This window comes from Shewanella eurypsychrophilus, assembly GCF_007004545.3.
In the GTDB taxonomy this organism is placed as follows: Bacteria; Pseudomonadota; Gammaproteobacteria; order Enterobacterales; family Shewanellaceae; genus Shewanella; species Shewanella eurypsychrophilus.
This window is the reverse complement of record NZ_CP045503.2, coordinates 4,093,105-4,115,093: the sequence shown is the minus strand read 5'-3', so window position 1 is coordinate 4,115,093 and position 21,989 is coordinate 4,093,105. Positions and strand designations below refer to the sequence as shown.

Below are 21,989 nucleotides of genomic sequence, written 5' to 3'. Positions count from 1 at the left end.
TTTTTAGAGGACCTTTATCGTGTCACATTTCTTTATATCTAGGCCAATTTTTGCTTGGGTTATCGCCATCTTGATCTCTATTGCTGGGATTATCGCTATACCTAAGCTACCTGTAGAGCGTTTTCCTAGCGTTGCCCCACCAAGCATAGGCTTGTACCTGTCATACCCAGGTGCCAGCCCGAAGACCATTAACGACAGTGTCGTCTCTTTGATTGAGAGAGAGATCACTGGTATCAAAGGCTTGCTTTACTTTAAATCATCGTCCGATGCCAGTGGCAGCGCGTCAATTACTGTGACATTTGAAAATGGCACCGACCCTGAAATGGCTCAGGTTGAGATCCAAAATAAGATCAAAACCATCGAGCCCAGATTGCCCTTGGCAGTGCGTCAAGCTGGGATCACAGTGGAAACGACCTCCTCTAACAACTTGATGTATTTAGGCTTAATCTCACCGAACGGCCAATACTCAGAGCTAGAGCTGAGCGACTACATGTTACGGAATGTCGTTGAGGAGATAAAGCGAGTACCTGGGGTTGGCCGCATACAGATGTATGGTGCTGAGTTTGCCATGAGGATCTGGGTCGATCCCATTGCACTAACAGGCTACAACCTGACGATGGAAGATGTAACGCTTGCTATTTCACAGCAAAATATTCAGATATCTCCCGGTAAACTCGGTGCCTCTCCGACCACAGATGGTCAGATGACAGTATTTCCACTGACCGCACAGGGACAGTTAGAAACACCAGAAGAGTTTCGCCAAATTGTATTACGCGCCAATATCCATGGCGGAACAGTATTGTTAGAGGATGTCGCTAAGGTTGAGTTAGGCGCGCAAAATTATCTTTTCAGTAATCGTGAAAACGGCCAAGCATCAACGTCGGCAGCCATTCAGTTGTCGCCTGGTGCCAATGCTATCGCTACGTCTGACGAGATAAGGTCTCGCATGGCTGAGTTACAACAAGCTATGCCAGCAAACATGGAATATACCATCACATCTGATGCGGCTATTTTTGCTAAGATATCGATCCAAAAAGTGGTGATCACCCTACTTGAAGCAATGCTACTGGTGTTTCTGGTGATGTATCTATTTCTACAAAAGATCCGTTATACCTTAATTCCAGCTATCGTTGCGCCCATAGCGCTACTTGGCACATTTGCCGTGATGTTAGTTATGGGTTTCTCTATCAATGTATTCACCATGTTCGGTATGGTGTTAGCTATTGGCATCATAGTCGATGATGCCATTGTTGTGGTCGAAAACGTTGAGCGGGTGATGGCTGAAACAGGGCTGCCACCAAAAGCGGCGACTGAGCAGGCTATGTCAGGGATCTATAGCGCCGTAATTGGCATTACTGCCGTACTGTCGGCGGTATTTATACCTATCTCTTTTGCGGCGGGTTCTGTCGGGACTATTTTTCAACAGTTCTCCTTGTCGATGGCTGTTTCTATCCTGTTTTCGGCTTTTCTGGCATTAACCTTAACCCCAGCCCTATGTGCAACCTTGCTAAAACCGCTAACTGAAAGCGATCACAATAAAGTCGGCTTCTTTGGTTGGTTCAACCGTAGCTTTGCTTGGTTTACCGCCAAAGTGGCAGCAATTACGGCTTACTTAATACAAAGAACAGGGCGGATGATGCTGCTTTATTTGGGCTTTGTTGCTGTGTGTATCTATGGTTTTACTCAGATCCCGAGTACTTTTTTGCCCGAGGAAGATCAGGGCTTCTTTATGACATCGGTACAACTGCCTAGCGATGCAACCGTTGAACGTACAATGGATGTGGTCACTAAAATTGAGGAGTTTGCGCTCGGTAGAGAGGCTGTCGAAGCCAGCATGAGTGTTTTAGGCTTTAGCTTTAGTGGGACAGGCCCAAGCTCTGCATTTGGGGTTACCACCTTAAAAGGTTGGGATCAACGTAATGGCGTTTCCACTCAACAAGAGATGCAGGCACTTAATGAGCACTTAAGCGATTTAACTGAGGGGCAGGTTTTTAATGTATTGCCAGCAGCGATTGATGGCTTAGGTAACTCTTCAAACCTCTCCTTACAACTGCAGGACCGTAGCAATTTAGGCTATGAGCGTTTTTTAGATACTCAAGCTGAGTTTCTTAATCAAGCGTATGCCAGTGGTAAATTTGCTTTTATCTACTTTGAAACCTTACCTGAAACCAGCGGCATACAACTAAACATCGATCGGGCTAAGGCGCGCGCACTCGGTGTGCCGTTCAATGCTATCAGCGAAACAATTTCTACCGCTATGGGGTCAAACTATGTCAATGACTTCCCTAATAACGGGCGCTTGCAACAGGTTATCGTTCAGGTTCAAGCTCAATCAAGGATGCAGCTAGAGGATATACTCAAGTTATCGATTCGAAACGAGCAGGGAGGCACTGTCTACCTTTCTCAATTTGTGACGCCCGTATGGGGCACTACGCCGCAACAGTTGACCCGCTTTAATGGCGTATCAGCTGTAGCTGTATCGGCATCACCTGCTGTGGGTGTCTCATCGGGGGAGGCGATGCAGGAGCTAGAGCGAATAGTGGACGCATTACCGAGTGCGGCAACCATTGAGTGGACTGGACTATCACTGCAGGAGCGTGAGGCTGAATCGCAAACTGTGATGCTGTTACTCTTCTCTATGTTAGTTATCTTCCTCGTGTTGTCTGCATTATATGAAAGCTGGACAATTCCGTTGGCCGTGATCTTAGTCGTGCCATTAGGCGTTATTGGTGCTGTGGCTTTTGTCATGCTTAACGGTATGGCCAACGATGTGTTCTTTAAAGTGGGGCTAGTGACCATCATAGGTTTGTCGGCGAAAAATGCGATTTTAATTGTTGAATTTGCTAAGCAAGCTCGAAAAGAGGGTAGCTCATTAATTGACTCGGTGTTAACGGCAACTAGGCTACGCTTAAGACCTATCTTAATGACCTCACTAGCCTTTAGTTGCGGCATCATTCCACTTTATCTGGCAAGCGGACCAAGCTCTGAGGTACAAAACTCACTCGGTACTGGCGTGCTAGGTGGGATGTTTAGCGGTACCGTGTTAGCTGTGCTGTTTGTGCCGGTATTTTTTGTCTTCATCAATCAAACAATCGATCGTGTAAGAGGGCGTGCTAACAAGAGTGGAGCAGTGCTGTAGTTGATCACATGACACTATGACAACAAAAATCCATCGGCACTTCTTAGAACTAGGTTAGAAGTGCTCGATGGTTTGTTCTTTTTCTACTTTTCACATCTTTAACTTACAGCTTTCACTGCTTTCACTGCTTTCCTCGCAACTGATACTGTTAGCCATAGTGTGAGTTGGCAAGTTGGGTCGCTAACTGGACTTGCTGTGCCATCAGTTGATCCAGATCTAAATCTACTATCTCACCATCTAACACCCGCCAACGACCAGCCACCATGACTTTATCTGCTCTTGTTGCACCACAAAGCAATATGGCTGCAACTGGGGAACCTGAGCCGGCAAAACGAATTTCATCCAGTTTGAATAAAGCGATATCAGCCTGCTTGCCTACTGCGATTTCACCAATATCATCCCGCCCTAGACAAGCTGCTGAGCCTTTAGTCGCCCAATCAAAGGCTTTTTGATGGGTGATCTCACTGGCACCATAGCGTAAGCGTTGCAGTAACAACGCTTGACGAACTTCGCCAATCATATTTGAACCGTCATTCGATGCCGAGCCATCGACCCCGAGACCGACAGGGCTACCTGCGGCCTGCAGTGCGAGTGTTGGACATTGGCCCGAGGCCAGCAGCATATTGGATGAGGGACAATGGCAAACACCGACGCCAGCTTGCCCTAAACGAGAAATTTCTTGTTCATTAAAGTGAATACCATGGGCAAGCCAGGTGCGGTTATTTAACCAGCCTACGCGCTCAAGGTAATCAACTGGGCGTACGCCGAACATCTTTATACAAAACTCGGTTTCATCAATTGTCTCTGCAAGGTGTGTGTGTAGTCTGACATCAAGATCTGCGGCTAGCTCACCTGTCGCACGCATCAAGTCTTCACTCACTGAAAAAGGTGAGCAAGGCGCCAATGCAATTCTGATCATAGCCCCTGCTTCATATTGATGATAAGTGTTAATGAGTCTTTGGCTGTCATCTAATATCTGTTGATCGGTTTGAATGGTTGTCCGTGGTGGTAATCCGCCCTGATCTTCCCCTAAGCTCATAGAGCCGCGCGTTAAGTGAACTCTTATACCAAGTTTACGCGCTTGTTCTATTTGAATATCGATGGCATTTTCTAGCCCATTTGGAAAAAGGTAGTGGTGATCACTTGCGGTGGTACACCCAGAGAGAAGGAGTTCACTTAAGGCAATTTGTGTTGAGGTTGCGATCATTTGGGGGGTGAGTTTAGCCCATACGGGATATAAGCTCTGCAACCATGGAAATAACTCTTTGTTTAATGCCGCCGGAAAAGCGCGAGTTAAGGTTTGATAAAAGTGGTGGTGACTGTTGATTAGGCCAGGTATAAGGACATGCTCACTAGCATCTATGACCTCATGAGCCTGCTCGGTTGGCTCGCCACCTGCGGGTATTAGCTCCACGATAATATCGTCTTGAATAACAATGCCACCCGCATAAGCTGGGTCTAGACAGTCGAGGGGATTTTTAATCCATATTCTATGAGCATTATTTTGCATATTTACTCCTAATTTCCAGGTACATAAAAGAGAGAGATGAACTTTTAGAACCCGGATGTAGGAGCCAATAATGCACAAACCGGAAAGGTACATTATTAGTTGAGTATGATCACAGCAAGACTCAAGGCCTTTAAGACCTGGGGCTTGCCTCCAAAAAATGACTACTTTATTGTAAGAATATACTAGTTAGGGCTTATATCTTAACCACTTAGATCTACTTTAGTCAAAAGCAAAAAACGAATCGGTATAAAGCTAATGGCTAGGCTATATGTGTTTGTTCATCTTCTACCGTGAACTCTGATACTTGCTCCTCTGCCTCAGTGGCCATATTTTGAGGAATGATCAAACTCATTAAAATTGCCGATAGGCCTGCGACAGTGACAGATGAACCGAAAATGCTTTTAAATAGAGGCGAGAAAGAGTTTGTTACTTCAGGCACAGCGACAACACCAAGCCCTAAACCAAAAGAGACTGCCATAATAAGCAGATCACGACGATCAAGCTCTGCACTCGCTAAGATTCGAATGCCTGCCGATGCAACGGTACCAAACATTACCAAGGTCGCTCCGCCTAGAACGGGTTTAGGCAGTGTTTGTAAAACCGCCCCAATAATGGGAAATAGACCTAATAAAATGAACAAGCCACCGATATAAAAAGCCACATAACGACTGGCAACGCCGGTGAGCTGGATCACACCATTGTTTTGACTGAACGTTGACATAGGGAAACTGCCAAATGTAGCTGCTAAACAAGAGTTTACTCCATCACCCAAAACTCCACCCTTGATACGTTTAAGATAAAGTGGCCCCTGAGTAGGCTCCTTAGAAACCATAGAGTTTGCCGTTAAATCACCCGTTGTTTCAATGGCGGTGACCACTGAAATAATAGCTACTGGAATAAACGCTGCTAAATCGAAATTGAATCCATACTTAAACGGCATAGGCACTGAAATGATGGCAACATCGGGTATGTGAAAATTCACCATGCCCATAAAGTAAGCGGTGATATAGCCGACTAACATACCGATCATGATCCCCGATAGGCGTAAAACCGGATTGCGTAAGCGATTAATCGCAATAATGCTGGCTAGCGTGACTCCACCGACAATAAGATATTTTGCTGCACCTATCTCTTCGTTGCCAAATCCCCCTGCAATATCGGTCATGCCAACTTTAATCAAGGATAAACCTATGGTGGTGATGACGATGCCAGTAACGACAGGGGTAATGACATGCTGAAGTTTATGGATGATGCGGCTTAAAAATATTTCTACAAATGAGGCAAAGAAACAAACCCCAAAAATCATAGCTAGAATATCTTCAGAGCTCCCCCCTCTATTTTTAACAATAAAGCCTGCAGCTAAAACCGCACTCAAAAAGGCAAAACTGGTTCCCTGTACGCATAATAATCCTGAGCCGACAGGGCCTAGGCGTTTTGCTTGAATAAAGGTTCCAACTCCAGAAACAAATAGGGCCATGGAAATAAGATAAGGCAACTCACTGCCTAAGCCCAAGACACCGCCAATGATTAATGCTGGGGTGGTAATGCCGACAAAACTGGCCAATATATGCTGAAAAGCGGCAAATAAGGCTTTAAGTGGTGCGGGACGGTCATGCAGTCCGTATAATAAGTCACTGTTCTTCTGTGATGTACTCATATCTACCTCGACTCCTGTCTTGTTGTAGTGCAATGCTTTTAAAGCAAATACTCCTCTCTTTATTAAGCAAACACTTAGGCCAAAGCTGTCACAACTGTCAGCTTAAATTTCAACCTATCGTTGTTTTTTTGGACTGTCCACATTTCGAGCTTTCATATGGTGGAATGCTTGAAAGACATAGGACGGATAAAACACCAAGTTATGCGGCTTGATTTAGCGCAAAGTATTTGTGCAAGACCTGCTTGTTCTCACTGTAAAAAAGCTTCTACTTCATAGTTATACTTATTGCTATTGGCCAATTCTCGACTCTGTTATATATTGATCGGGTGTATCAAAAACGAACCCAATTAATGTCAAACTAGAAGAAATTCAAAGTATAGAGAGGTCTTATGAGCAAGTTAGAATTCGCACCCATGCCTGACAATCAAGGTTTCTTTGGTGAGTATGGTGGCCAGATTATTCCGCCTGAGTTAAAGGTTGCGATGGATGCGATTAATCAAGCCTACGAAGAGATCCGACAGACTCAAGGCTTCCAGGATGAGCTCATGCAGCTGTTCCAGGACTATGTGGGTCGTCCAAGCCCTATCTATCATGCCAAGCGCCTTAGCGACCAACTCGGCGGTGCACAGATCTATCTCAAGCGTGAAGATCTTAATCACACAGGTGCTCATAAGATTAATCACTGCCTCGGTGAAGCATTACTCGCTAAATTCATGAACAAGAAAAAGGTGATTGCCGAAACGGGGGCGGGTCAACATGGTGTCGCACTTGCCACTGCCTGCGCATTAGTGGGGATCCCGTGTGAAATCCATATGGGTCAGGTCGATATAGAAAAAGAGCACCCGAATGTCACTAAAATGAAAATTTTAGGCTGTAAGCTAATCGCCGTTACCCAAGGTACAGCTACCTTAAAAGATGCTGTCGACAGCGCCTTTGTCGAATACATGAAGGATCCGAAAGATTATTTCTATGCCATTGGTTCAGTGGTAGGTCCTCATCCTTTCCCTAAGATGGTGCGTGATTTTCAGAGCATTATCGGCCGTGAGGCCAGAGAGCAGTTCCTACAAAAATTTAATAAACTCCCCGATATCATCACTGCTTGCGTCGGAGGCGGTTCGAACGCTATCGGCCTGTTCACTGCATTTCTCGATGATAGTGAGGTGAAGATCGTCGGTGTTGAACCCGCGGGAAAAGGGCTAGATACCACAGAGCATTCAGCCACGCTTACGTTAGGCACGCCGGGCGCCATTCATGGTTTTAAATGCTATCTGTTACAAGATGAAGCGGGTGAGCCACTACCTGTTCACTCCATCGCCTCAGGATTAGATTATCCGGGAGTGGGCCCACAACACTGCTACCTTAAAGACATTGAGCGTGCTGAATATGATTCAGTTACCGATGAGGAGTGTTTAAATGCTTTTATGACGCTGTCGCGGGTCGAGGGGATTATCCCAGCTCTGGAAAGTGCTCATGCAGTGGCTTGGGCCATGCGCGAAGCGGCTAAATTGCCAAAAGATAAACAGATCTTAGTTAACCTATCTGGACGAGGGGATAAAGACGCCGACTATGTCGCCGACAAGCTAGGCCTATAACTTAGGCCTATAACTTAGGCCTATAACTTAGGCCTATAACTTAGGCCTATAACTTAGGTATGTAGGCTAGGTATGTAGCTTAGGCATGCAAGCTAGGTCTGTAGCATTAGGAAAATGATGAAGTATTCATTTCATCATTTTCCTCTCTATAAGCGGGTAGAATCGACTCCAGCTCTATCTTGTGATTTCAGCCTATGGGTCTCATTTTCCTGCCAGTTCAGTTGATAACTTACACCAACACTTGTCGTGTATTTGCGATGAAATGATGGATCTCACGCTCAGTTTCTGTGTCAATCATCTCTTGTGGTCGACAACCATTTGGGCAGGGCATACGCGGTGTGGTGCCAAACACTCGGCAGATCAACGGACGTTGCTCGTACACCTTGCAACCCTTAGGCCCCAAGTGTACGCAATTAAATTCATTTAATGCGGCTTCATGTTCGGCATCCGTCTTCACTGGTAGACGCGACATTTCAGTTGAAGAGGTGGTTACTGGTCCACAACAATCATGACAGCCTGGCGTACATTCAAAGGTTGGAATACGCTCGCGCAGACGTGCGATTGTTTCTCGGTCATTGTTCATAAAGATCAAATTTTTTGTGCGATTCGTAACCATTGTTGTTCTATGCCTAATTCACTAGATGTTGACAATGCCTTTAAGTTTACAGCCTACCATAACGCCCTATATTAGGGGATCACCTGATTATTTCTTTTTGATGTCTAATGAAGAAAAAGCGCGTTCTTACCAAGGAGTGCTTCGCTTACACGGTGAGCGCGGAGGTAAAGCTCTAACTCAAGGTTCAATAATTCTTTCTTACTATTGCCTTTCTGAGTGGCTTCAGTGTCCTTCGTGGTGAATCGCTTTTGATTTGGATAAAGAGATTGGAGTTTGAGGGAGCCCTGCGAAGTTAATAGCACTAAGTTAATAACACAAAAGATATAGCAGTCCCATCTTTTGTCTCTTTTCTAAACCTAAAACAAGTCTAAATAAACATTGCTATCATGCCGCCAATCGTCGCGACAGCTTTAACATATTGGCCTGCTGAATAAGATGAATCGCTATTTTCATCAATGTGATCAGGATGATCTAGGCCTAAAGCGCCAAACGCAAAGGACTCAAGATCCCCATCATCTGACTCAGCATTAGCTACTTTTGCGGTTTCACCTTCTGAACTGTCAGCAACTTTAGCTGCGCCTTGCTCAGCGGCTAATTTATCGTGCGCAGCAGTTGATAATACCACCGTGGTGCCCGTAGAAGTTGCATTAGCAACAGGCTCTGGCGTATGACTGACAGTGGCTTGTTGAGCTGCCGAATCACCTGCTATTTTCGAGTTGATATTAGCCCTTGTACTAATATTTGCACCATTGTCGACGCCACTAATAGAACTCATCAAAGGATCCTCTCATTAATCCCTTTATCACATAGGGACATACAGCTGTGATATTAAGCATTATTTCTATATCCGCAAAGCAGTATCTGCTCAAAACATGATACAAAACATATCAAGGTTAACGCTTCATTTAACGCTACATTAGCGCACTAACAATATTCAAATAACACCATACCAATTTAGGTCATTAAAATAGAGAGTAAAAAAGTCTAGGTGGTGCACTTCTAGGTTGAACGTGGCCCTGTCTTTTTGCCCTGTCTTTTTTGCGGGAAAAATTGAGGTGGATGCGCAGCTAGCAGGGCTTTATTATCGCTCCTAACATGCTCAATGCACCCAAGTTTAGCTAGAGCTGCTAATTAAAAGGCTATCCAAAAGCTACGGGAGCTATTACCCGTAGCTATTCTTATCGTTTAATCAATTCACTTAACTTCTACCTATTCACCCAACTTCTCACTCATGAAAGCTTGAGTTGAATGGGATGACTTTTCAGTTTTTAATTGCCCATAAATATACTAAAACTCACCCTAAATATTAATTAATCTGCCTGTTATCTTAAATTAATGATTGCTTATCTATATGTAACTATTATCTATTTCGTTGTGGGTTTATCAATTTCTATAGGTTTTCAATATAAATGGCTGTAATACGCATAACTGAGTGATTATATTCTGTTGTCAGCTCTAAATATTGGTGCTCTAATCGCAATGTATCAATTACTTAGAGGTTTTAAACTTAAAATGGATGACCCACGAAGTCGACTGACAATGTTAATGAGCTACCAGACAATGGAGCTTAAATCATCATGTTAGAACTCTTCTTACTGCCCGAAACTTGGGTTGTGCTTGCCACATTATTTGCATTGGAAATTGTCTTAGGTGTCGATAACTTAGTCTTTATCTCAGTACTTTGTGAGCGCTTGCCCAAAGAGAAGCGTGAGATGGCGCGTAATTTAGGCATCTCACTAGCCGTTATTTCACGTATTGGTCTGGTATTCTCAATTTCGTGGATCATGACACTGACTAAACCGTTATTTTCTGTCGCGGATATGGCCTTTACCGGTAGCGAGTTAATTCTGATTTTAGGTGGTCTATTCTTGCTACTTAAAAGCTTAAAGGAGCTTTGGTCTTGGCTGGTTAGCCATGCTGAGGTGAATCAATCTAACTATGCTAAAACAGGTTTAGCGGTCATTCTATTGCAGATTGTTGCTGTCGATGCCGTGTTTTCGATGGACTCGGTGATCACTGCGGTGGGGCTTACCAATGAAGTGCCTATCATGGTTGCAGCTATCCTCTCATCTGCAGTTGTTATGGTGTTGATTGCAGGTAAGATCAATAATTTGATTCTAGCTTATCCTGGCTTTAAAACCTTGGCGCTGCTGTTCCTTGTTTTATTAGGAGGACTATTGATAGTGGAAGGTTTTGGTGTGCACGTGAACAAGGGTTATGTTTACTTTGCGATGGCATTTGGTTTGATTATTGAGCTTTGTCATGTGCTATTAAAAAAGAAGCGAAGCAAACCGCTGCAGATTAAGCGCAAGCTTAAGGTCAGATTTAAAATACCTGCTAAAAGTAAAATAATAACTGTGAATAAAGCTGTTGAAGCCTAGTCGCAGTTGATGACAAAAAAGGAGTGGCTTTGACCACTCCTTTTTGAATTTAATGTTTGCCAAAAGTCACTTTTTTAAGTCTATTTAAAAAGGAAGGGCAGCCATATCTTTATTAGTAACCTGACACTGCCTGACAGAAAACAAAAAACCACCAGAACCTCTTAGTTTAAATAAGATGAGCTCGGTGGCTTTTCTCTTTTAGCTTGTACTTAAAACTTACAGCTACTCTTTCTATAATCCGCTCAAGGCTGTCTATTTATAAGAACCGCTCAGGGCTGACTTTTTTCAAGAGTCGCACAAGTCTGACGCTTTTCCTCGCAACTCGAAACTGCTTTTAAGCCATTCTCTGCGTTGGCTTCCAGCGCAACAACTGCGTGGGCAACTTAACACCTTGTGAGGTGAGGGTAATAAATATGGCCACCCATAGTAAATTGTGTACTTTCCATCCTCCTACTAAGCTTTAAATATTGTATGAAGTAGGAGGTTTTTATGCCCCGCCCAAGAAGAACCCAAATTAGCGTGGAGGATACGCTTTGGTACCACACAACTTCGAGATGTGTGCGTAAAACCTGGCTAACAGGAGTGGATCCAAATACTGGTAAATCTTATGAGCATAGAAAATACTGGGTCGAATCTCAGTTGCTTAAGTTGGGTGAGATTTTTGCAATTGATATAGCATCATATGTTGTGATGAGTAACCATCTTCATTTAGTGCTGAGAATTGATATTGAGTTAGCCAATAGCTGGTCTGATAGGGAGGTTATTGAGCAGTGGCATCAACTATTTAAAGGGACAGAGCTAACGCAAAGGTTTGCAAAAGGTGAGTTGGTTGAAGAGCTGAACTTGTCACTCCTAAGGCGTTCAATTGCCCAGTACCGAAGCCGTTTATGTGATATCAGCTGGTTTATGCGGTGCTTAAATGAACCCATTGCACGTAAGGCCAATAAAGAGGATAAGTGTACAGGTCGCTTCTGGGAGGGGCGGTTTAAGTCCCAAGCATTACTAGATGTTACTGAGAGAGAAAACTATAGGGGAAGTGTGGGAAAACTACTGGATCAGCCCGGATCAATCAAGATTAAGTCGGATGGTATATTAAAAGGAGTTTCAAATAGTGAAAATAGGTTTGCTGCCTGAATTAGCTAAAACAAACCTGGTTGACGTCGCGCCGCTTCTGCACTTTGAATAGCCTTCACCACTCGATATATATGAGTCACCGAAACATCAAACTCTTTCGATAACTGAACATGATTGTGGCCTCTGAATTTGGCATAAATCTTGTGATGGGAAAGTGTCACATCTAAGCTGTCACCTCGTGGGAAATAGAACTGCTCACCACCGTATGTCTGGCGGAGCTGGTCAACAATATTCTGAGCCATTTCTGCAGCTTTATCTTTCTCAATTCCAAACTCTGTCAGCATGGTTTCGGTATGGATTAGCATATCTACGAGAAAAGCTGCTGAACGTTCACTCTGACTCATTACGCTTCACTCCCTTCGGTCATTTCTAATTCTTCAATGTATCCTTGAACACCTCGATATAACTCACCGAAGGCTGCTTCATCTTCCTCGGTAAATCCAGCAGCGCTAAGATCATCTACTGTTAGGTGGTTAAATAGCTTTTTGGCTGCAAGCACTGCAGCTGCGCTTAATTCAATTTCATGCATCATCAATTGATCCTCTGCTCTGGCCCTACATATATAAGTAGGGCCATTACACCACTCATTAATCACCAGCTTGCTTTGGTGCTGAATTGTCGTTTGATAAAATCAGGCTTAAAGCGTTGTAAACACCACTTAGTGACTCTTGAGTTCTTTTAGCCCTAAGCTTTTCATCGAGTTCAACGAAGGCTTGATAGTTCTCCGGTGAAAGTTGTCCCTCCTGGCTTAATAGAGCCACAGCTGGATATTGATGATCGATAGCCTCGTTTAGCATGCGGATATGCCAGTTCTTCAGTTGCTCAATCAGTGCATTTAGCATGTTGGGCTGTAGCCATTCCAACTTAGCGATGGCAGTGCCATCGTTTAGGCGTTTGGTTTGCCCCATACTCCAGTTGTTTAGGGCGTTATCAGAACCATCTTTTAAAAAGTCCTGCTTGTTCATGGTTATCCAGATATAACGCAACTTATCAAGCTGAGTCGGAGCGGCTCTCTTGGCAGATTTAGTTGCTTTACCAGCCTTAAATTTAAAGCCTTTAGACTTGAGAAACTCCAACACCTTAACGAGATCTAAAATCTCCATATCCAGGCAAGATCGCTTACCCGTCAGCAGTAATAGATTAGCGCGGTAGGACTGCTCATCAATTTTTAACTGCCTCTTACCAATATGGATCATCTTGATGTACCAGGACTTTGGCTTAAATTGCTTTTTCATCTCTTCCCCCTAAAGTGCTGCTATATCGAGTGATACCGCTTGCCATGCATCGTCTGTGTTGCGGCGTTGATAGAAGCGGATATAAGATTTACTGTCGGTCACCTGAATCGAATCGGCAATGGCTTTCATGGCGCGATCCCAGCGTTCATCTTCCATATCGAGTTTACGTAAACCTAAAATTCTGGCTGTCGACACTTGGCCCTCTTTATCGACCTGAAAGGCGTGTTCTACTAAAGTTCGGATGCGGTCGTTTGCACCATCAGACCAGGCATGTATGCACTCATCGACTAACTGCTTAGCCACCTGCAGACGCTCATCAAATTGCAGCTGCTCACTCACCGCAATCTGAACCTTCAAGGTGCTGTCAAAATTCATCAGAGTGATATTGCCTTTTTTGCCGCCAAGTTTAATCTGGTACTCTTCGGCTGACAGGTCCACAAATGCACTTAGCTCATCAATGATTGACGCCTTAAAGTCACGCATCTGCACCTGTTGCTTAGCGGCTAAGCCAGACAACTTACCCACCAACTCATCACGTATCAGGTCAATGGCTTTGATATTACTCATGGCAACTAGGTTGCCTTTGGCATCACGCTTAAAACCTGCTGGTACCGCTACTGCTTCATTCATCATTTACTCCGTTTAGTTCTAGTTATCTTTTAGTTATAAAGAGGTTGAAGCCACTGCACATTAGTGCCTTCAACTTCGGCAGATAAGCGCTCAAAGCGGCTACCGTCCTGGTTAGATATCGCTACAGATACAGGCGTTAACTGATCAAGCTTCTTGTTATTTGTTACCTCGATGCAGGGCTTGCTTCCCTCCAGGTTCACATGGTTCATGGTGATCCCGTGTTTGTCTAAAACCGCTGCACATAGCATGGCGTTAGCTAAATTCGTCATCACATGCTTATTGGCCTTATTCATTTCAGCTCCTGTATCACATCAGCGCTTATAACGGTTTCTCCTAAGCTCGCAGCTAGGTTCATGGCGCATACCAACCAGTTGTTCACTATCAGCGGGTAGCTCATGTCCTGATGCTCGCTTGCCTTGGCCGCCATGCCGTAACTCACCTTGGCTTGTAGTCGCAGCTGCAGTGCATCAATGGCCTGTGGCTCTATTACATTTAGGTAGTTCACATTGCAGCGTTTAAACTTATGGGCAATGTACTCAGTCAATGAACGGCCCAGTGGCGGCACTTGCATCACATTGCAGCGACGAGAAAATTCACGTACTTCATAGTTTGAAGGGGCTAGCTTTTGTGCAAGCTCAGGCTGACCGATTAACACAATACTGATTAAGCGATTAAAGCCATCACTCAGCTCCCAAATACGCTTCAAGTACTTCACAACATCATTGGTCAGGTCGTGGGCCTCCTCAATAATCAACACATGACGGTTACCCGCTTTCACGCTGCGCTTCAGTGCGCTCTCCACCTTGCGAGCTCGGCGTTCAAGGCTTCCAGGTAGCGTGGTGAGCATCAACTCCTCAGCTAAGGCATCAAAGATCATTTCAGCCGTTAAGCGCTTCTTGTTGATCACCATAGGTTCAATCACTTGCACCTCAGGGTGATGGCGTCTTATGTATTCCATATAGCCTTTACGCGTCTCAGTTTTACCTGAGCCACACTCACCAATCATCGCCATGATGCTGCCGCCAAGCGTGGCTTGCACCATGGCCTCACGTAACATCACCTGCTGTTCACTCATAAATAGATCAGACTCAGATCGGATCTCATTTTCAAATGGATGACGAGATAACTTAAAGTGACGCAAAGTCGTCTGATTTAACATTTCAGGCTCCGGTTGTTCAAAAGTGATGCGCGGCTTAACCGCAACATCTGGCACTGTGGTTAAAGGCTTCTTAGGAGTGGCATTAACTGTCACTCCGCGTACTTTCCACATGTTATTGAGTTGTCTTTTAGTCACAAACTGAGCTATCCAGGCAGTTAAAGAGGTTTCAATATCAGCGCGTTCGACCGTTTTAGGCCAAATGCCATGGCGCAAAATCTGGCTCATGGCAGTGGGTGATATGTTTATTCCATCTTGTTTTAGCGCGTTAATCGCCTGCATTTGGCTCAGGTCGTTTGTTTGAAGCAGCTCAATCACGCCATACACAGGCTGTGATATATCCACCTTGTTATTTCCCCCATTAGGTTGATGTTTAAAAATAGTGTCTAACTCCTCCTGTTTAATATTGTTCCCGAGTAGATGCCCCAGCGCTTTTCTTACAGCTGCAACGGGTGCTCGGCGTGGGCACTGGTTTTTTTCGGCAAGATTGCGCATAGAACATTTACCAATTGAATAGCCTTCATTATTAAGTTGACGCAGTAGCGCCATACGAGGCATATCATTACGCTTTAAAATCTGGTCAATCGTTAAATTAGTCATCGTCATATCCTTATTTAATGCACTCATTTCACTAGCTTTAGCGGCGACACAGGCTGCAGTAAACTCGCCATAATTTGTGGAATGTCTTCATCGAACACATCCTGGTACTGCTCAAGTTCTTGGCTTTCATCAATGCTGAGTGGGCGCCCAAGTGCAGCCAACACCAATCGCTTAAGTGCGATACGACTTAGCGGCTTGCGCTGTGCAGGTTGGTACTGTTCGGTCAGTTCAATATTGCTGCCCTCACGGCGCATAAAGGTGGGCTGCTCTATCTCTTTCAGGTGGCTATGGGCGTTTAACTTGCCCTCAAACGGGGTGACTTGTTTGGCCTTGGCCTTCTTAATCTGCTCAAGATCCATATCAGGGAATGCAGTTCTGTCTGAGGCCTTGTTGCGGGTTTCGACCTCAGTGTCAGCCATACCAATAATCTCTTCTCCCCACACGGGCGCATCAATCGCAAAGCCTGCTTGATCAAACTCTTTGGGCTCTAAAACGTGTTTGTACTCTTCACCCAAGCAGTCACTTATCGTCACCATAATTTGGCAATCACCGTAATACAGCGGTGCTACCGCCACTTTTTCGCCTATCACCACATGTGCCAGCCCTTTAAGTGAATACTGCTGGCTTCGTGGGGCAGCAGGATGCTTAAAGCTGATATCTAAATTGCCTTGTACCTTTTTAGGTTTAGGCTCTGCTTTTAATAAATAACGGCACATTTCAATGGGGGGGAGTTCACGTAACTTTTCAGGTGTACGTAATATGGTTTGCCATAATTCATAACGCGCAATGGGTTGCGTCATGCCGCGGCGACGCAAACGGCTATCTTGTCGGGGTAGTAGGTTAGCGTTCCAAGCGTTGTACCAAGCTTCAGCAGCCTGATTGAGTTCTTCAACACTGTTCACAGGCTCAAACTTTAATCGGCTTTCAAAATGGCACTCAACAATGTTGTTGCTGCTTTCTACTTGGCCCTTGGCGCGCGGGTTCTTTGCCATGTGGGCAATATGCTCAATCTTCAACGCATCCAGCGCATTTTTAATTGCACCACTGGTATTAGCTGAGCCCTTATCCCATACCATAATGTCAGGCACACCACGGAATGGGCGTGAGTCCAGGCTCTGCCAGCAGTACAATAAAAAGTCCCACAAGTTGGCACTGGTCTCACCTTTGCTTTGGTAATAGCGGACCATAATGCTGCCGCTATAATGGTCGGTCAGCACATAGCGCCAGCACTTAAGGTTACTTACCTTCTCCATATTCTCTGGCTTGTTGGCATACATATCTGACTCATCGACAAACTTCTGTACCTTCTGTCCACCGCAGGGAGCGTAGTAAAGCAGGCAATAGGATGGATCGACCTGATGCACATGGTTAGCGAAAAGTGAACGTAACTGCTGATGCGGGCTAGCTTGCTTTTGATGTTTAGCGGTACTTTTACGCTGGCGGCGGAGTTGATTAAGGCGTGAATTTGACAAATTAATCTCGCGGCCACTGCCCGCTAACATTGATACAGCAACAGTTGTCGGCATGGTGTGCTTACCATTGGCACGCTGACTTAAGCGCGTTACCGCTTCTATCTCTTGCAGAGTTTGTTCATCAATAGAGGTGCTGCCTGCATCAGAACGTGTTTTACGTGTGGTTTCCCAGCCAACTTGCTTGAGTTGCCTATAGACTGTTTGTGATGACACACCATGCATTTTTTCAAAGGCTTGGCGCAATGCCCCTCGTTCGCCATGTGGGGCAGCATCTAACTGCTGAGCTAGTTGCCTATAGCTTTCTTGTAGGTTTAGGTTTAGAGGGGTATTAATTGTCATGACTAACCTCGTGCTTCGATTTCAGTTTCTATCGCTAAAATCTCTTCTTCGCTGTACATGGGGCGGCTTTGACTGACAAAAAATTCGAAACGTTGACGGGTTTCTATCGACAGTGTATTAATTGCCAAAAACAACTGGTCAACACAATGCACCTGCACTGCAGCCATGTGTTCTAATGCACGTTGGCTGTGTTGCTCATCGACCTCTGCCGACATAATCGTTTCAGACACATCATCTAACTGCTCAGTTAGTTCAATGGCCTTTGCTGCGATACGCGTACTTAGCTGATTAATGTCATACACCTGCTTAGCCCATTGGTCAGGCTCAGGGGCTGCATTTTTGTCAACTTTAAGTTGCATCAACTCTTCGGTGGTATTATTCAGGCGGCTGTTAGCGTCTTGCAGCAGGTTGTTGCGTACAGTGGCCAGCTTCTGGCTTTCGTCCAGTTGCTCTTTTAGTTGTACCTTCTCTTTGGCATGCTTATCGGTGAGATCTTCAATCAGCTCCTTAACGGCCTCCTTGTCGCCTGTATCTATGGCTTCACAGTCAATAACCAAAGCTTGCTCTTCCTCGGGGAGTTGGCGTAACTTACGAAGATCACGGTAACCTAGGCCCATATTCTGTGAAGCTTCGAAAAACTCCTCACCAAACATCGTCAAGTTATTCAACCTTTCATCAATGTGCTGTTGACTGCCACCTAAAATATATTGGCAACACTCACCCCAACCACTGACCGTCAGTAACTCACCTTTATCATTGGTATAGGTCAATCCCTTGTAGGCCCTGGATTCTTTGATCTCTTTTAGTACCTTCAATTCACTGACGGTCAGTAACTTTGCTGTATAGCTGAAAGCTTGAGCCTGACCAATTTTGATGAGTACATCCTGCTTCGAGGCGAGCACTTCCTTGGTCTCAACAACTGCCTTTTCCTGCTCTGCAGATAGATCTGTGACTTTTGTGTCTTGTTTTGTCATGGGAGTTCCTTAGCGCTAAATGGCTAGTAGGCTGTAGTTTTGTTGGTCTTGTTGTAACTGCAGTTGCGCCTGATTTAAGTTCAGTGAAACCGAGTTAGCTATCTGCACTAGTTTGGGGGCTAAGCGCCAGCGGCTACTGTCACTTGGCAGGCGTTCAGCAAATTGGGCTTGTTTTAAGTTAGCTAGGATGCGAGTGATATTCGCCGGTGAGGTTTGGGCTAGCTTGGCCAGTTCGCTGGGGCTAATCCCCTGTACTTCACGCCCAGCCATTACCGACATCACTTTTAACGTGCGCTGCACCTGCCCTGAGATATATTGGCTGTCATTCTTTACTGTTGCGCTCATCGCCGTTACTCCCCTAGATCCAGCTGTGGTGATTGGTGCTGCTCGATATTCTTATGCTGAAACGCTAAGTCTTGAATCAGTGTCTTCACAGTCGTTATCGCTTGTTCAGCATCACCTTCACCTGCCTGCAGGCTTAGAAGCTCGGCGATAAACTGCTGCATGAATATGTTGAGCTCTAATACATCGGTATGTTCAGCCTGACGGCCTGTGGGCATCTTGATCAATAGATAGCCTTGAGAGTGAGCTAGATACTCCGTCACAAAGGGGCGGCCAGTGCGGCTATTACCAGCAGTTAGCTCTTCATAGTTGATCAGCTGGTTTACCGGCATCTTGCCGCTTCCCAACCACTTATAGAGGGTGTCTACGGAAGTGGCCATGCGATCGGCTATACGTTCTACCGACAGGTTCTTCTTTTCTAGGCTGTGTTCTTTACACAGACGTAGCGCATGATTGAGTGAGTTGGGTACTTCACGTTTCCAATTTCGACTATTCATTAGAACCCCCTCCTTTTAGTGTGTTTCCAAACAAAGTGTTGCTCTGCATCTGTACAGATAAGCCACAAGCCGCCAACATTTAAGCACTCACGGAAATCAATCAAATAGGGAGATTGGAACTCATGGCTACTGACACGAATATGGGTTATCAAACGTTTAATCATTGGCTGGGCCAAGCTATTAGTGAGGAGGCCTTGGCTGAAATTTATCTGTTTAACAGATCGCTTCGTCGAGTTCTGGAGCCTGGTGATATCGGAGTGGTGCGAGCCATGTTTGAGCAGTTGGCGCAGCTGCGGCCGGCACAACGGCAGCAGGTAGTGCAGTGGGGAGTCTGGGCACAAGACGTTACCCTGTTTCAACTGCTGGTCTGGAGCCAGATATGTATTAAGCGCACTGGTCTCGCAAGCTCTGCTAGTCTCGAGAACATTAGTCATACAAACATTTCCCTAAAAAGTGATCAGACCCAAACGGGTCACTGGCGTAGGCTGTTATTCGCCCCTTACCTGATTAAGACGCCAAACGTTGACGCAGATCATTTACCGCGACCTGACGGATCTCTTGCGCTTTTTTACGCTGATTGAGTACGGTGAAATGCTCTGGAAATACCTGCTCTACGGGCAGCTCTATTGCCTTGGCGACAATATTGGCCACCTTCATGGATTTGTTGTGACGATTGATAATTGCACTGATGTGGGCAATTTTAACCCCGGTGGCATCGGCAATCATTGAGTAAGTGAGACCACGCTCTTGCAAAGCGGCTTTAATTTCATTGGCTTTCATGATTTAATCCTCTGATACATAAATGTTGTTTACGGGGTGCAATTCGTAAACCAGTTAATAAGATGGGATAACTATAGGTATACGAACGTATACTGTCAATGGTTTTTGTATGCATATGGATACTTTTTTTCAACGTTTAAAATCTGAACGTCAAAAGCTCGGGTTAAATCAACCAGATTTTGCTGGAAAGTGTGGAGTGACAAAGTTAACTCAATCGAATTATGAAACGGGAAAAAGAAAGCCTGACGTTGAGTACCTTGCTCTAGCACAAATGATTGGCTGCGATACTCAATTTGTGATCACAGGAAAGCGCAGCTTCACAGCGGATTTTGATTTTCATCTGCAAGAGAAAGCGATCGACTTGGTTGCAAAATATGTTCATCGTTCTGGGAGAAAGTTAGCCCATCCTGAGATGTTCTATCCTGTGGCTATGGAGATTTATCAAATTTTCAAACAGGCTAAAGAGGAAAACAAAGAGGTCGATCCTGTTGAGTTAGGAGCTAAGGTAATTTCACTTTTCGCAGCATAAGAATACACAAGGTAGTAGCTGTATGGATGATAAAGATGTAGACAGTTGTGTGGATGAATTAATGGCCAAAGGAATGGACAATAAATTGAATGGAATGTTAAGTGAGTCAGGTGATGATATCCTAGATGCAGTTCTCGCATCTAGAGACAGCATGTTATCTCAGAAGTCAGAAAATCCTTCTATTAACAAGGTGTTTGTGAAAAGTGAGGATAGTCATCACGTTGAGCAAAACCCCAGTATTGTAGTCAATAATCATGTGAGCTACGTACCGCCTTATCATCCAGAACCTTCTTATCCAACTCAATCTAATCATCCGTACTATGGCCCCAAACAATCTCCTGCTACCGCATTCAACCCAAAGCCTTCAATAGCACCAGGACAAAGAGAAACTGATGAGTGTCTTACCGGCCCTCAATGCTCTGAACTTCACGAGTGCCTAGAGCAGATTATGGTGCTCGCTAAGCCACTCAATACTGATATGACTAAGCCTAAACTGTGGTCAGGTGTCAGTGACTTTTGTGATGTACCAAAGAATATTGTCCCGCCTAGATATAAGTCAATCAGCCAGAACAACTTCCATAAGGCACTCTATTTTCTTAACAAGAAAAAGTGTGAGCTGCTTACCTTGCAACTAGATCTAAGCCAGGCTGAAGAAATAAAGGCTAAGCAAGATCTGAAGTCACATCTGCGCTCCATCGATATTGCTGAGACAGAGGCTGTTGTAATAGCCAATGAAGACCTGCAGCAACGTGACAAAGAGCTGGTTGAGGTAAATCAGAAGCTGGAAATAGCTGATAGAAGCGTCAAAGTCTTAACGACCCATGTCCACAAGTTGGAGAAGGAACATCAACTGAAAGTTGAGGCATATAAGGATACTCAAGCTAAGACGAATCAATCGCTAAAGGAAGCTAAGCAGTATGCACTCGTTGGTGTATTTACCTTTGCTGCCATTGTCAGTGCATTAGGCTGGTTTAGGTATTTTTAATAACCTGATAGATTTTAAGAGGAATTTAAGTGGAATTACGTGAATTTATTAAATCTTCCCTGGTTGATATCACAAAGGGAGTTATGGATGCAGGTGAAGCGCTTAAGGATACCAATGCGATCATTAGTCCCCATAACTTTAAAATCGACAACAAAGATCCACAGATATTTGGTCGTACTAAAGATGAAGGTGCAACCTATCGCAATATAGATGGGACGCGTGTTGTACATAAAGTCGATTTCGATATTGCCGTGGTGGTTGATGCTTCTGATAAGAAGCAAGCCGGTTTAAAAGTTGCTGTTATGTCGTTAGGACTGAGTGGCGGTGGCGAATCAACTAACAAAGCAGCTAGCACCTCACGGATTAAGTTCTCTGTCCCCGTGGTGATGTCATCCAGTAAATCAGATAAAGACTAAGTATC

General features: G+C 44.8%; 22 protein-coding genes and 1 pseudogene. 7 read left to right on the top strand and 16 right to left on the bottom strand.

The window, feature by feature from the left end; translation table 11 throughout:
- The first annotated feature begins 19 nt into the window (after nt 1-19).
- Nucleotides 20-3,139, top strand: a complete 3,120-nt coding sequence (locus FM038_RS17550) for a multidrug efflux RND transporter permease subunit (RefSeq protein ID WP_142874615.1) — start codon at nt 20-22, stop codon at nt 3,137-3,139.
- 148 nt (nt 3,140-3,287) lie between these two features.
- Here the strand turns inward: FM038_RS17550 and FM038_RS17545 are convergent, their stop codons facing one another.
- Both FM038_RS17545 and FM038_RS17540 read right to left on the bottom strand, forming a co-directional pair.
- Complete coding sequence (locus FM038_RS17545) at nt 3,288-4,649, bottom strand: 8-oxoguanine deaminase (protein WP_142874614.1); 1,362 nt, start codon at nt 4,647-4,649, stop codon at nt 3,288-3,290.
- Between the two features lie 259 nt (nt 4,650-4,908).
- Nucleotides 4,909-6,306, bottom strand: a complete 1,398-nt coding sequence (locus FM038_RS17540; RefSeq protein ID WP_199242703.1) for a uracil-xanthine permease family protein — start codon at nt 6,304-6,306, stop codon at nt 4,909-4,911.
- Nucleotides 6,307-6,695: 389 nt separating this feature from the next.
- Here FM038_RS17540 and trpB point away from each other — a divergent pair, with 389 nt between their 5' ends.
- Nucleotides 6,696-7,898, top strand: coding sequence for a tryptophan synthase subunit beta (trpB, locus tag FM038_RS17535; RefSeq protein ID WP_142874613.1), 1,203 nt, complete (start codon nt 6,696-6,698; stop codon nt 7,896-7,898).
- A 229-nt stretch (nt 7,899-8,127) separates the two neighbouring features.
- On the opposite strand, the gene FM038_RS17530 is transcribed toward trpB, so the two are convergent.
- Together FM038_RS17530 and FM038_RS17525 are read right to left on the bottom strand one after the other, a co-directional pair.
- Complete coding sequence (locus tag FM038_RS17530; RefSeq protein WP_142874823.1) at nt 8,128-8,481, bottom strand: YkgJ family cysteine cluster protein; 354 nt, start codon at nt 8,479-8,481, stop codon at nt 8,128-8,130.
- A gap of 400 nt (nt 8,482-8,881) precedes the next feature.
- Nucleotides 8,882-9,289, bottom strand: coding sequence for a hypothetical protein (locus FM038_RS17525; RefSeq protein ID WP_142874612.1), 408 nt, complete (start codon nt 9,287-9,289; stop codon nt 8,882-8,884).
- 802 nt (nt 9,290-10,091) lie between these two features.
- On the opposite strand from FM038_RS17525, the gene FM038_RS17520 reads away from it, so the two are divergent.
- Both FM038_RS17520 and FM038_RS17515 read left to right on the top strand, forming a co-directional pair.
- Nucleotides 10,092-10,895 carry a TerC family protein gene (locus FM038_RS17520; protein ID WP_142874611.1) on the top strand — a complete coding sequence of 268 codons (804 nt, stop codon included), beginning with the start codon at nt 10,092-10,094 and terminating at the stop codon, nt 10,893-10,895.
- 489 nt (nt 10,896-11,384) lie between these two features.
- Nucleotides 11,385-11,903 (top strand): annotated as a pseudogene (locus FM038_RS17515) (transposase); the annotation flags it as partial.
- Between the two features lie 131 nt (nt 11,904-12,034).
- Here FM038_RS17515 and FM038_RS17510 read toward each other — a convergent pair.
- From FM038_RS17510 to FM038_RS17455, 12 genes are all read right to left on the bottom strand, one after another.
- Nucleotides 12,035-12,373, bottom strand: coding sequence for a Mor transcription activator family protein (locus tag FM038_RS17510; protein ID WP_142874610.1), 339 nt, complete (start codon nt 12,371-12,373; stop codon nt 12,035-12,037).
- Complete coding sequence (locus FM038_RS17505; RefSeq protein WP_142874609.1) at nt 12,373-12,561, bottom strand: hypothetical protein; 189 nt, start codon at nt 12,559-12,561, stop codon at nt 12,373-12,375. Before FM038_RS17505 ends, FM038_RS17510 begins: the two co-directional genes overlap by 1 nt.
- A gap of 55 nt (nt 12,562-12,616) precedes the next feature.
- Nucleotides 12,617-13,264 (bottom strand): gp16 family protein, encoded by a 648-nt coding sequence (locus tag FM038_RS17500; RefSeq protein ID WP_142874608.1) that lies wholly within the window; start codon nt 13,262-13,264, stop codon nt 12,617-12,619.
- Between the two features lie 9 nt (nt 13,265-13,273).
- Nucleotides 13,274-13,894, bottom strand: coding sequence for a DUF3164 family protein (locus FM038_RS17495; protein WP_142874607.1), 621 nt, complete (start codon nt 13,892-13,894; stop codon nt 13,274-13,276).
- 29 nt (nt 13,895-13,923) lie between these two features.
- A complete protein-coding gene (locus FM038_RS17490; protein WP_142874606.1) occupies nt 13,924-14,187 on the bottom strand; it encodes a hypothetical protein in 264 nt (87 codons plus the stop codon).
- Nucleotides 14,184-15,650, bottom strand: coding sequence for an ExeA family protein (locus FM038_RS17485; protein ID WP_185965858.1), 1,467 nt, complete (start codon nt 15,648-15,650; stop codon nt 14,184-14,186). The genes FM038_RS17490 and FM038_RS17485 overlap by 4 nt, the downstream gene beginning before the upstream one ends.
- A 23-nt stretch (nt 15,651-15,673) precedes the next feature.
- Nucleotides 15,674-17,461 carry a DDE-type integrase/transposase/recombinase gene (locus FM038_RS17480; protein WP_142874604.1) on the bottom strand — a complete coding sequence of 596 codons (1,788 nt, stop codon included), beginning with the start codon at nt 17,459-17,461 and terminating at the stop codon, nt 15,674-15,676.
- 2 nt (nt 17,462-17,463) lie between these two features.
- Nucleotides 17,464-18,435, bottom strand: a complete 972-nt coding sequence (locus FM038_RS17475) for a hypothetical protein (protein WP_142874603.1) — start codon at nt 18,433-18,435, stop codon at nt 17,464-17,466.
- Between the two features lie 15 nt (nt 18,436-18,450).
- Nucleotides 18,451-18,780: a MarR family transcriptional regulator gene (locus FM038_RS17470; protein ID WP_142874602.1), complete on the bottom strand. Its 330-nt coding sequence runs from the start codon at nt 18,778-18,780 to the stop codon at nt 18,451-18,453.
- 5 nt (nt 18,781-18,785) lie between these two features.
- A complete protein-coding gene (locus FM038_RS17465) occupies nt 18,786-19,274 on the bottom strand; it encodes a hypothetical protein (RefSeq protein WP_142874601.1) in 489 nt (162 codons plus the stop codon).
- The gene (locus tag FM038_RS17460) at nt 19,274-19,708 is read right to left on the bottom strand and encodes a hypothetical protein (protein WP_142874600.1); all 435 of its coding nucleotides are present in this window, start codon (nt 19,706-19,708) and stop codon (nt 19,274-19,276) included. The genes FM038_RS17465 and FM038_RS17460 overlap by 1 nt, the downstream gene beginning before the upstream one ends.
- A 73-nt stretch (nt 19,709-19,781) precedes the next feature.
- Nucleotides 19,782-20,054 carry a helix-turn-helix domain-containing protein gene (locus tag FM038_RS17455; protein ID WP_142874599.1) on the bottom strand — a complete coding sequence of 91 codons (273 nt, stop codon included), beginning with the start codon at nt 20,052-20,054 and terminating at the stop codon, nt 19,782-19,784.
- 115 nt (nt 20,055-20,169) lie between these two features.
- Between FM038_RS17455 and FM038_RS17450 the strand changes: the two genes are divergently transcribed.
- Genes FM038_RS17450 through FM038_RS17440 form a run of 3 tightly spaced genes read left to right on the top strand, consistent with a single transcriptional unit; the run spans nt 20,170 to nt 21,984 of the window.
- Nucleotides 20,170-20,583 carry a helix-turn-helix domain-containing protein gene (locus tag FM038_RS17450; RefSeq protein WP_223292889.1) on the top strand — a complete coding sequence of 138 codons (414 nt, stop codon included), beginning with the start codon at nt 20,170-20,172 and terminating at the stop codon, nt 20,581-20,583.
- A gap of 22 nt (nt 20,584-20,605) precedes the next feature.
- Complete coding sequence (locus tag FM038_RS17445) at nt 20,606-21,568, top strand: hypothetical protein (protein ID WP_142874597.1); 963 nt, start codon at nt 20,606-20,608, stop codon at nt 21,566-21,568.
- Nucleotides 21,569-21,597: 29 nt separating this feature from the next.
- Nucleotides 21,598-21,984: a trypco2 family protein gene (locus FM038_RS17440; protein WP_142874596.1), complete on the top strand. Its 387-nt coding sequence runs from the start codon at nt 21,598-21,600 to the stop codon at nt 21,982-21,984.
- The last annotated feature ends 5 nt before the right edge of the window (nt 21,985-21,989 follow it).

Coding starts and splice junctions, on each gene's coding strand:
- FM038_RS17545 (WP_142874614.1), bottom strand. CDS start 4,649: ATGCAAAATAATGCTCATAGAATATGGATTAAAAATCCCCTCGACTGT.
- FM038_RS17540 (WP_199242703.1), bottom strand. CDS start 6,306: ATGAGTACATCACAGAAGAACAGTGACTTATTATACGGACTGCATGAC.
- trpB (WP_142874613.1), top strand. CDS start 6,696: ATGAGCAAGTTAGAATTCGCACCCATGCCTGACAATCAAGGTTTCTTT.
- FM038_RS17530 (WP_142874823.1), bottom strand. CDS start 8,481: ATGAACAATGACCGAGAAACAATCGCACGTCTGCGCGAGCGTATTCCA.
- FM038_RS17525 (WP_142874612.1), bottom strand. CDS start 9,289: ATGAGTTCTATTAGTGGCGTCGACAATGGTGCAAATATTAGTACAAGG.
- FM038_RS17520 (WP_142874611.1), top strand. CDS start 10,092: ATGTTAGAACTCTTCTTACTGCCCGAAACTTGGGTTGTGCTTGCCACA.
- FM038_RS17510 (WP_142874610.1), bottom strand. CDS start 12,373: ATGAGTCAGAGTGAACGTTCAGCAGCTTTTCTCGTAGATATGCTAATC.
- FM038_RS17505 (WP_142874609.1), bottom strand. CDS start 12,561: ATGATGCATGAAATTGAATTAAGCGCAGCTGCAGTGCTTGCAGCCAAA.
- FM038_RS17500 (WP_142874608.1), bottom strand. CDS start 13,264: ATGAAAAAGCAATTTAAGCCAAAGTCCTGGTACATCAAGATGATCCAT.
- FM038_RS17495 (WP_142874607.1), bottom strand. CDS start 13,894: ATGAATGAAGCAGTAGCGGTACCAGCAGGTTTTAAGCGTGATGCCAAA.
- FM038_RS17490 (WP_142874606.1), bottom strand. CDS start 14,187: ATGAATAAGGCCAATAAGCATGTGATGACGAATTTAGCTAACGCCATG.
- FM038_RS17485 (WP_185965858.1), bottom strand. CDS start 15,650: ATGACTAATTTAACGATTGACCAGATTTTAAAGCGTAATGATATGCCT.
- FM038_RS17480 (WP_142874604.1), bottom strand. CDS start 17,461: ATGACAATTAATACCCCTCTAAACCTAAACCTACAAGAAAGCTATAGG.
- FM038_RS17475 (WP_142874603.1), bottom strand. CDS start 18,435: ATGACAAAACAAGACACAAAAGTCACAGATCTATCTGCAGAGCAGGAA.
- FM038_RS17470 (WP_142874602.1), bottom strand. CDS start 18,780: ATGAGCGCAACAGTAAAGAATGACAGCCAATATATCTCAGGGCAGGTG.
- FM038_RS17465 (WP_142874601.1), bottom strand. CDS start 19,274: ATGAATAGTCGAAATTGGAAACGTGAAGTACCCAACTCACTCAATCAT.
- FM038_RS17460 (WP_142874600.1), bottom strand. CDS start 19,708: ATGACTAATGTTCTCGAGACTAGCAGAGCTTGCGAGACCAGTGCGCTT.
- FM038_RS17455 (WP_142874599.1), bottom strand. CDS start 20,054: ATGAAAGCCAATGAAATTAAAGCCGCTTTGCAAGAGCGTGGTCTCACT.
- FM038_RS17450 (WP_223292889.1), top strand. CDS start 20,170: ATGGATACTTTTTTTCAACGTTTAAAATCTGAACGTCAAAAGCTCGGG.
- FM038_RS17445 (WP_142874597.1), top strand. CDS start 20,606: ATGGATGATAAAGATGTAGACAGTTGTGTGGATGAATTAATGGCCAAA.